Source organism: Synechococcus sp. RedBA-s (assembly GCF_024345495.1).
Lineage (GTDB): Bacteria > Cyanobacteriota > Cyanobacteriia > PCC-6307 > Cyanobiaceae > Regnicoccus_A.
This window is the reverse complement of the sequence record NZ_JAGQBF010000053.1, coordinates 1-9,481: the sequence shown is the minus strand read 5'-3', so window position 1 is coordinate 9,481 and position 9,481 is coordinate 1. Positions and strand designations below refer to the sequence as shown.

Sequence of the window (9,481 nt, the reverse complement as noted above, 5' to 3'; positions counted from 1 at the left end):
GCCACGCTCTGCCTGTGCGGCGGGCTCATCCGCCTCCTCACATCAGCCTTGACGGCCTCGCTGTATCCGCGCATTGGTCATGTCCTCAAGCCCCCGGATGGAAGGATCAAAGGGGTGACATCTTTCCTGAACCCGGGGGTGATGGAACTGAGCTTGTGCTCACGATTCAGTGGGTGGTCTGTGATGAATTTGATAGTTTTTAAGAGCGACATAGTGATTCCCTTTCTACGACTGACGATAGAGCTCAGCGGCTTGCCGACGCGCACCGCTGGAGCGCCTCGTTAGTCATCTCGAATCGGCACGTTGAATCATTGCAGGTCATTGCAGACCGCCAATGGTCTATAACGGCGGTATTGATCAACGGCATTCCACTGATCATGGCTGAAAGATGCAACAGGCTGAACCGGTGGGTGAAGCTAGCGAGCAGGGCCGACTGAAAGTCAGGCACAAGGCGGCTGGTGCAGCCATGCTGGTGCCGGTTTTGTCGGGACTGCTCTTGTCCTTTGGCCCAGCTTGCTGCCAGTCCCGATCTGATCGCCTTCCTGCAGGCCCTGCCGGAGGGGCGTAAGCGCCGAGAGGGGTCCGTTACCCCCAGTGGTTGCTGCTGTTGATGGCGATCCTGGGCATCCTCAGCGGCTGCCGCAGCGCCAGGGATCTGGAGCGTTTTGCCAAGCGGCATCACCAGGCGTTCGCCACGGCTTTGGATCTGGAGCTGATCAAGGCACCCTGCGATTCCACCTTCCTCTACCTGTTTGAGAGGGTGGAGCTCGAGGAGCTCTTCGGGTTGCTCAGGGAGTGGATGCTGGCCCAGATCGCTGATCAGAACAAGGATTTCGACCAGCTGATCTGTGATGGCAAAACCCTGCGCGGTTCAGCTGCTCAGCTCGATGGCCCCGATGGAGCCACGCGATTTGTCACCCAGGTCACGCTCTACGCACGTGAGCTTGGCGTGGCGATCGCGCAGACCTCGTTTGACACCGGAGAATCCCACGAGCGCGTAGCCCTGAAAGCTTTGCTGAGCACGCTGGAGCTCGAGGGCGTGCTGATCCAGGCGGATGCGCTGCACACCTCGCCAGCGTTTTTCAGCTCGCCGCCGAGCAGGGCGCCGACTTGCTCCTGACGGTCAAAAACAACCAGCGCCGGATGTATCAGCAGATCGTCTCCCAGTTCCGCGGCCACCGGCACTTCCCTGTAGTGATCAGCGATGTCGAGGCCAGCCATGGCCGCCGGGTGCGCTGGACTCTCCGAGCCCGCAACGCCACTGAGGCCATTCGTGAGCGCTGGGTGGGCGCCAGCTGGATCATCGAGCTGGTGAGCACCGGCCGGCGTGACGGCAAGCCGTTTCACCACATCCACTTGTTCATCACCACCCTGCGCACCAGCCCAAAAGCGTTACTGCGACTGGTGCGGCAGCGCTGGGCGATCGAAAACCAGTGGCACTGGCCTCGCGACACCCAGCTCGGCGAGGACGCCCACCGCTATAGCCAGCGCAACGGGGTACAGGTGTTGGCTCTGCTGAGGACCTTGGCCCTGAACCTGTTGCGCTGCAACGGCTTTCGCTCAGTCCGTGCTGGTCTGATGGCCGTGGCGCATGACATCAGCCGAATGCTCGGCTGGGTCGGAATCAGCGCCGCAGAGACGGGATAAGACAACTTTCAGTCAGCCCTGAGGTAGCGAGCACGAACAGGTCATCTCACCCATCGCTGCTTGGGGTGGCCTGAGGATACCCAGTAATCTTCTCCAGCCTCTTTACTGCCGCCTCCCATGTGAATTCGCGCGAGCGAAGTGCCAGGGCGGCGCGCCAGCCAACGTAGCTTTCATAGGGGGTGAGGCGGGATGCAATCCAGTCGGCCACCACGTCCGGCTTGGGATGGGGGGCGAACAGCTGGCCGCAGCCGCCATCGGGCATGGTGGAGGGGATGCCGCCTACCGCATGGGCAAGAACGGGCACCCCAAGGCGTAGACACTCGCGGTTGGAGATGCCAAAGGCTTCCGCGGAGGAAAACAACGAGCCAAAGTGCCAGCTCTGCAGTTCGGCCGCAAAGCGAGCGGTTTCGGTTTGTTTGTCGAGGAAACCCAGGGGGTGGAGGGCCGGATGGGGCGGCAGCACAGCGGGATCCGGGCCGATGGCCCGCACCACCGCCGGGATTCCAAGAGCCTTCAGAGCCTCAGCCAGCTGCAGCAGGAAGGGTCCACCCTTCCGCTGCCAGTCCTTGCCGAGAAACCCAAGCCGAAGCGGTGTCTTTAGGCTAGGAGGTGGCGGCAAGGGAGCCGCCGGCAAACTGGCAAGCCGACTCTCATCCAGGTTGGCGCCACCGGGCACCACATGAACCTTGACTGGATCAATTCCATAGTCGGCAATCACTGAATCGGCGGCCCACTGAGCCATACACACCACGGCATGAGCCTGCTGATAGGCGTGTCGTTCACGTTCAAGCACCTGATTCCGAAACCCCTCGCTGAGGCGCTGGCCCGTGCCGTTATCGTCGAGAACCTGGCGAGTGGTGGCATCAATGTAGAAATCCACCCGCCAGGGGGCGGGCCAGGGTTCGGGCGGTAGCAGAGGAAAGTGGCTGAGCAGGGCCAATGGCTGCTCGGAAGAAAAGCCCGACTGAGCCATTAAGGTTTGACCGAATGTTTGGCTATACTGAAAGCCACCTGCTTTTCCGCTACGCAGCAGCTGGGTCAGATTCCAGAGCCGGCGCTGATGACGAATCCGTTCGGGTTGGAGCCCCAGCCCTCCCTGGAGCAAGCCATCTTGCATACCTGCCTGAAGCAGGAAAAATGGAATGTTGCTCCAAGTAGCCGGATTCGTGGCATCACCGCAGCACAGAAGATAGCGATTCATGTCTAAAGCCTTGCACGATCAAAGTATTTAAAACCTGAAGACGTGGAATTTAATCTCTAATGACACATGTTCTGATTTGCTGCTTTGCTTGGGCTCGCGATCTGGTAATAGTTGTAGCTTCTTTAAGTGGCATAAGTTCTAAGTTTAAATTGGTTGATTAGGACTAAGCCTGATGTTCGAATAGATGTCAAGAAGTGTATGTCTTATGATTCACATATATATATTCGAAAGTTATCATGCGTTTCAAATTTAGTTTCTTACAGCTTCTATTTGTTCGTGAATTAATGCAGAGGAGGAAGTTGTGGAAATAATGGCTACAGCATTTGAGCTTCTTGATTATGCAGCTTGCCATTACCTCGAAAAGAAAAAATTAATAATATCGACAAGTAAATCAGCCACTGCACTGTCCGAAGACCGTATTGATAGCTTATGGCGAATGATGTAAGAATAATGCAACTCGTAATAAGACGAGCATAGAGATTATTGAGCTGAGTTGCTTTATAAATCAGAATGCCATAAATACTATTGAATAGAACGAAAGCCGCCGGACTGAACACAAATAACTCTCCCATCGCGCCCATCGGTCTAAAATAGTCTACTCGCCATAAGTCAGGATCAGCATTTATAAAATGAAAAGAGGATGGAAGTGGAATGATACTGTAAAGTAAGTCGTTCAAATTAAATTGATAGGGAGCCTGGTCAATTACATAAATTAGATGCAGAAAAGAGTGCTGGAACAAGTATGCAAGATTGATGGAAGAAAGTGAAGAAATTACGTCATCTAAAACTACAAGAAGGGAATCAAGCGACTTGTCGCCAATGAATCTACTTGATATGGCTAGAACGAACAGGAAAGCGCTTATTGAGGCCATTGAAAGTGAAAGTTTCCATTTTCTTTGTGACGCATAGTAATACGTATAAACAAGAAATGGTAAAATAGCCGATCTGGTCCCGTCAAACCATGCGAAGAGTAGAGACGTCAGGCAAACTAAGGCAAACGATATAAAACTATACTTTCTTGTATGCAAATTAATAATGGATAAACAACCGCTAACTAAGACGAAAAAGGATGCTCCCTTGCCCCCAACCTCGCGCTGAATCTCGTTTGTGCCAACTTCATAAAATTGAAAATTTTCAATGGCTGTGAGGGCGTAGAAAGAGAATATAGCAACAATAACTAATAGTGATAAAAATGCCAGACTAGAGTTTTGAAGACGGAATCCAAGTGATAACTTGGGTAGCTTAATAATAGTCTGCTTTATGGGACCTAAGATATTGAATCCGATTAATATTCCTATGATCTGCACTAGAGGGAGCCAAGCATAACCAATAATTTCGGAGCATGAAAAGGCGCTTGCATAGCCAAAGTCGACATCATCAAGATCGAGACAAACTGATCGCAGGGACAGCAGATAGATTACAAGTATATAGCCAATAGCGATGATCAAGGGAAGTGATGAGTTTCGAGCTTGATTTTTAGTCAGATCCAATCTAGAGCTTTTCATGTTCATATAATATTCAAGGGCAAAATCCAAGTACTCTCGCCATAGCTCTAGGTTAATTGGGCTAAGTCCAGAACATAATAACCAGCGAGTCTCTTCAGCAGCAGGCCTGTCTGTATCAATCTCCTCCCGTGGTGGTGTGGCATGTGCGGGAGGGTGCGCTCAGGCGAGTGGGGCATGGGAACATTCAATGTCCTTGTCTAGTGGGTAGCATGAGTTTAGCATCGGAGTCTAGTGTTGTGGGAATTTGTGGGTCTGACGCAATTCCTGCTGACTCATGGGCACTCAGGCTCTCTTTCTGTAGGCTTTCTTGTACTTTCAGGTGCGCCCTTTCTGAGGTCCCCACCAATGCTTGACGACCTCAAGTCACTGGCCTGGTCTCTGCAATGGTTGGTTTGTCGGCTACGCATCACTGTAAGTTTTTGATAGTGTTCTCAGAGCCTTGTGTTTGTTTTGATCGACGCTAACGTTGATTATGGATTTGAAGAATGACAGTGATCGATTCATTCCTGCGCTCGGTTCAGAGCCAAGAATAATGGCAGCGATGACACCCTCCTTGCTGATTGTCGTTCCCACACGAAACTCTCATCAACTCCTGCCGCGCCTGCTGAACTCCTTACAGGCCCAGAGCTGGCCTCACTGGCGCCTCCTCTTCATCGACGGAGCCTCAGCACCCGAGCACCGCCAGTGGCTCGAGCAATGCTGTGCCAAGGATCTTCGTTGCCGCTGGATTCCCCAGTCACCAGACGAACCGGGAATCTTCGGGGCGATGAACCAGGGCTTCGCCGCCGCCGGCCCAACCGACTGGCTGCTGTTCTGGGGCAGTGACGACTGGGCGCCAGCTCCCGATGTCTTTGAGCGGGCTGGTCAGGCCCTGGGCCCGGATCAGCCCGACCTGATCGTCTGCCGAGGACGCTACGTGTCGATGGTCGCTGATCCGGCTGCCCCGCCCTGTCTGGCCCGCGCCACCGCCTTGCGCTGGTTCGGCAGCTACCGCCGCTCCCTGGCCCTGGGCTCCACGCCTCCCCACCAGGCCACCCTGATCGGCCCCGGCGCTCGTGCCCACCTGGCCCGCTATACCCCGGGCTTTCGCCTCTCCGCCGACCTCGACTACTTCCTGCAGCTCTCCCGTTGGCCCGATCTGCGGGTGCGGGTGTTTGAACTGGAGCTCGTGCACATGGCGATGGGAGGCGCGAGCGGCGTGCAGCACCGGCGTCGCCTGTACGAGGTGCGCCGCGCCTATCGCCGGGCGTTTGGCTGGCGCTGGCCTCTTCCCTTCCTTCTGCGCTACTTACAGCGGGGATTGAGCCTGCTGGAGCCTCGCTCCCCCCGCGGTGGGGCAACTCCCTGGTTTAGGGGTGGACTAACTTGAAGCCCAACCCACTTGCAATGCACTGCCTCGGGTGATGCAACCGTGAATGCGCATGCTTGCGAGACAATCCTGGGGGCGAAAAGCGGGCGGCCCTGGGCCAGGCTCGTCCCACTGGAGGAGCCCCAGTCCATTCGGCAACCCGGCGTGATGCGCGGACGCCTGCAACTGCCCCTGCTGTGTGGCTTGGAGATCCAGATCAGCGGGTGTACGTGAGCTCGGCGTCGGCCTGGGAGACCGCCACCAAGCATCGTCTGGGTCGGTTGCCATCCGCCGAAGTCCTGCTGCAGGAGGGATCCAACCTGCAGCAGGCGCAGGTATTCTTCACCCTTCCGGTGAGCTGGCGCCATGGCCTGCGGGCCGGCAGCTACGCCCTGGCTCACCGTGATCCTTTCGATCGCTTGCTTGCCGCTCAGGCGGAACTCGACGATCTCACGCTGGTCACCCTTGATCCCGCCCTGGCGGCTTTTCCCTGCCGCAGGCTGTGGTGAGCCAGCCGCCCACCCTGGTGCTCTTCGGTGCCAACAGTCTCTGCGGCGAGGCGCTGATCGAGCAGCTCCCTGAGAGCACGGCCTGGCGGTGCCTGGGGCGGCAGCTGCCGCCGGCTGTGGCCGCAGAGCGTTGGCGACGCTGCGATCTGAGCGATCTGTCGGATGGGGCACTGCAGGCTGCGGCCGCCGTCCTTCCCCCTGGCCCCCAGATCTGGATCTGCTTTGCTCACCTCTGGTTGCTGGCGCCATTCCTGGAGGCGCTGATGACGCTGCAGCCCAAAGCCCTGGAAGGTTTGCGCGGGTTGGTGGCCTGCTCCTCGTCGAGCGTGATCACCAAGCGCTTCGCGGCCAACGGCTTCGATCGCGACCTGGTCCGGCGCCTGGCCACAAGTCAGCAGCAGCTGCTGGCCGACTGCCGGGAGCTGGGGGTGTCGGCCCGTATCCTGGCGCCCACCTTGATCCATGGGTGTACGGCCCACCACCGCGACCACAACGTGGAGACGCTGCGCCGCTGGCTACGTCGCTTGCCCCTGCTGCCGCTGCCGGCTCAAACCGGCCTGCGCCAACCGATCTCCGCCGCTGATCTGGCCGCTGTCGCCCTGGATCAGGCGCAGCGACTCACCGCCCCAGACGCAGCGTCCGCCCTGTTGCCCCTTGGTGGCGATGAGGAGTTGAGCTATCGCCAGCTTCTGCAGCGTCTGCAGGGCGGTGATCCCCGCGCCGCCCGCTGCCTCCTGCTGAACCTGCCCACCCGCCTGTTCCAAGTCGTGGCCTCTCCCCTGCTGCTCCTCTCCCCGAAGACCTTTGAGGCCCTGCAGCGGGTCAGCGCCGATCTGGCGGGCTTCCCATCGGTGGCGGAGCTGCTGGATCGCCCTCGTCGACCGTTCGCCCCCGCGATCCCCGCTGAGTGACGACGATAGTTCGATGATGGCGCCTTCCCTGATGGGTCTGGCCACGGTGGCCCTGGCGGCCCTGCTCAGCGCGGGGCTTCTCGGCTTGTTGCTGCCGTTGCTGCTCCGGCTTCTGCCCGATCACCCCAACGCCCGCAGCGCCCATGGCCAGGCCACGCCACGCGGGGGTGGGGTGGCCTTCGTGCTGGTGGGGGTGCTCTGGGGCTTGCCCATCACCCCTCTTCTCTGCACGCCGCTGGCCCTGGTGGGCTTGTTCGACGATCGCTACGACCTGCCATCCGGCCTGCGTTATCTGGCCCAGTTGCTCACGGCCATGGCGCTGCTGGCGGCTGCGGCCCTCCCCGTCGTCTCTGGAGGCTGGCTGGGTGTGCTTGCCGGCCTGGTGATCGTGGTGGCGATCACGGCCACGATCAACTTTGTGAATTTCATGGATGGCCTCGATGGCCTGGTAGCCAGCTGCCTGGCTGTGTTTCTCACGGTGGCAGCCCTGAGCCTGGGGGCCGCCTGGCTTTGGCCGCTGGTGGGAGCCTTGCTCGGTTTTCTGGCCTGGAACTGGAACCCGGCCCGGGTGTTCATGGGGGATGTGGGCAGCACCTTCCTCGGCGCTGTGATGGCGAGCGTGGTGCTGCAGGAGCCGAACTGGAGCAAAGCCCTGGGTCTGCTGCTGGTGGCCACGCCGCTGCTGGGCGATGCCGTGATCTGCGTCGTGCGGCGGTGGTGGGCCGGCCATTCGCTGTTTCAAGCCCATCGCCTCCATCTCTATCAGCGCCTTCATCGGGCTGGAGTGAGTCCGCGACGGATTGCGGTTGGATATGCGAGCGCTACGGCTCTTCTTGGGGTGGTTTTTCTTGTGGGTGGAACTATGGCCGTAATGATTCTGGCGGTGTTGCTCGCGTCACTCGGTATTTATCTCGATCAGGCCAAGGCTCTTCACTTTCGGGAAAGCTGAATCGACAGAGAGCAGCTCAAGGTGGCCTTAAAGGATTTCAAAAACCACCATTTCTTCTTCAGACACTAGTACTGATAGGAGACAGCTTGATAAGCTCTTTGGCATCCACCAGCATGGGGCTCTTGATGGTGTGGTCAAGCGGCAACGATCTCGGTCATGCTGAAGAGCTGAGCTGCGCTCAGGTCGTTACCAGTGTAAAGGGCCTCGATGATGCCGTCCACATAAAGGCCAAGTCCGCCTGTTGTGTCACGGACTTCAAGAGATCTGCCGAAGCCGGCTTCGATAAAGATGTTATCGCTCGGGTCCAGACCTTCGAGGATGTCAACGTACTCTCCGCTCGTATTCTCGGCGGTGGTTCCAGTGAGAGGGTTCATCAGGAAATGATCAGAGTGGATCAGGATCTGATCCACTGATCCGTCTCGGGAGTCGCCGAAGATGTTGGCCCCGAAGCCACCGTGCATCACGTCGGCTCCATCACCGCCGATGATCAGGTCCCGACCATCCTCGGCAAAGATGAGGTCGTTGCCGGAGCCTCCGATGAGTGTATCGTCGCCTGCGTAGCCAAGGACCAGGTCTGCTCCATCAGTGCCGCTGAATGATTCAGCAAGTGCAGAATTGGAATCACCAACGATGACCTGCGAAAATATGGAGAGTCCAGCGAGATAGCCCAGGTAGTCGGTGCTGTCCTCACCGTAGAGCTGATTGATGAGCTCGAAGTCGATACGAGATAGATAATTAAGATTGGGATTGGTGAGATGGAAACTTGAGAATGGATCCGAAGTAAGGCTCTCTACATATCCTCCCCCGTCAATATCCCCCAGGCCTAAAACATTGGCAATTTCATGGGCTGCAGCAACCGCGAACAGTGCAGGGTCAAGATCTGGGGCCAGGGTGATGCTGGCGCCGGTTCGCACCGTGCTCCAGGTGGCCGACCAATAGCCTGATAAGCCGTTGGTCTCTCCGAGACCCACCTGGATCTGGGCGCCGCCGTTGTTCGGGGATACTTCCTGGAAGGTCACCGATTCAAGAGCCTCGTCCCAGAGCTGGAAAGCCTTGCGGAGGAGCGCCATCTCCTCTTCCGTAGGAGCTCTGCTGCCGAAGGTGGCGACCGACCAGGTGATGGTTCCGCTGGCCCATCGGTTTCCGTAAAATTCGGACGTAAAAACGGAATTGAGATCCAAGGCTCGGAAAACTTTCTCAGGCTGATTGAACGCCTCAAGGCGTTCTTGTGCAATGCGCTGTATGCAGGTTCCTGAGCTGGTATGAGCTGAGCCTGACTGACCGACACATCTCAGGTAAGACCGTCGACTGAGACAGCACCGCACAGAGCATCGAGGAGCGGCGGCAGCTCAATTCGTGTGAACCAGGGCTGCTTCTGGCGGCGCTGCACGCCAAAGCTGGGGATGCAGGG

The 9,481-nt window shown here is 57.8% G+C and carries 8 protein-coding genes and 1 pseudogene; 6 read left to right on the top strand and 3 right to left on the bottom strand.

Translation table 11 applies throughout. The annotated features are described in order from the left end of the window. Positions 1–583: 583 nt before the first annotated feature. Both KBY67_RS14290 and KBY67_RS14285 read left to right on the top strand, forming a co-directional pair. A pseudogene (locus tag KBY67_RS14290) lies at positions 584–1,120 on the top strand (ISAs1 family transposase); the annotation flags it as partial. Continuing rightward, entirely contained in the window at positions 1,111–1,647 is a 537-nt protein-coding gene (locus KBY67_RS14285; protein WP_255111753.1) for an ISAs1 family transposase, read from the top strand. The pseudogene KBY67_RS14290 and the gene KBY67_RS14285, both read left to right, overlap by 10 nt. A 46-nt stretch (positions 1,648–1,693) precedes the next feature. Here KBY67_RS14285 and KBY67_RS14280 read toward each other — a convergent pair whose 3' ends face one another. Next, the gene (locus tag KBY67_RS14280) at positions 1,694–2,587 is read right to left on the bottom strand and encodes a glycosyltransferase family 4 protein (RefSeq protein ID WP_255111752.1); all 894 of its coding nucleotides are present in this window, start codon (positions 2,585–2,587) and stop codon (positions 1,694–1,696) included. A 575-nt stretch (positions 2,588–3,162) separates the two neighbouring features. Further along, positions 3,163–4,383: a hypothetical protein gene (locus KBY67_RS14275; protein WP_255111751.1), complete on the bottom strand. Its 1,221-nt coding sequence runs from the start codon at positions 4,381–4,383 to the stop codon at positions 3,163–3,165. A gap of 442 nt (positions 4,384–4,825) precedes the next feature. Between KBY67_RS14275 and KBY67_RS14270 the strand changes: the two genes are divergently transcribed. The 4 genes from KBY67_RS14270 to KBY67_RS14255 all read left to right on the top strand — a co-directional run bounded on the left by KBY67_RS14270 (position 4,826) and on the right by KBY67_RS14255 (position 8,070). Continuing rightward, positions 4,826–5,722: a glycosyltransferase gene (locus KBY67_RS14270; RefSeq protein ID WP_315855601.1), complete on the top strand. Its 897-nt coding sequence runs from the start codon at positions 4,826–4,828 to the stop codon at positions 5,720–5,722. Positions 5,723–5,898: 176 nt separating this feature from the next. After that, positions 5,899–6,210 carry a type II toxin-antitoxin system VapC family toxin gene (locus KBY67_RS14265; protein ID WP_255111749.1) on the top strand — a complete coding sequence of 104 codons (312 nt, stop codon included), beginning with the start codon at positions 5,899–5,901 and terminating at the stop codon, positions 6,208–6,210. Next, positions 6,207–7,121, top strand: coding sequence for a hypothetical protein (locus KBY67_RS14260; protein ID WP_255111748.1), 915 nt, complete (start codon positions 6,207–6,209; stop codon positions 7,119–7,121). The genes KBY67_RS14265 and KBY67_RS14260 overlap by 4 nt, the downstream gene beginning before the upstream one ends. 16 nt (positions 7,122–7,137) lie before the next feature. After that, complete coding sequence (locus tag KBY67_RS14255) at positions 7,138–8,070, top strand: glycosyl transferase (RefSeq protein WP_315855600.1); 933 nt, start codon at positions 7,138–7,140, stop codon at positions 8,068–8,070. A gap of 134 nt (positions 8,071–8,204) precedes the next feature. On the opposite strand, the gene KBY67_RS14250 is transcribed toward KBY67_RS14255, so the two are convergent. Next, positions 8,205–9,251 carry a hypothetical protein gene (locus KBY67_RS14250; RefSeq protein WP_255111746.1) on the bottom strand — a complete coding sequence of 349 codons (1,047 nt, stop codon included), beginning with the start codon at positions 9,249–9,251 and terminating at the stop codon, positions 8,205–8,207. Between the last annotated feature and the right edge of the window lie 230 nt (positions 9,252–9,481).

Bases quoted from the DNA above. Each gene is read 5' to 3' on its own strand.
- KBY67_RS14255 (WP_315855600.1), top strand. From the start codon at position 7,138: ATGGCGCCTTCCCTGATGGGTCTGGCCACGGTGGCCCTGGCGGCCCTG.
- KBY67_RS14270 (WP_315855601.1), top strand. From the start codon at position 4,826: ATGGATTTGAAGAATGACAGTGATCGATTCATTCCTGCGCTCGGTTCA.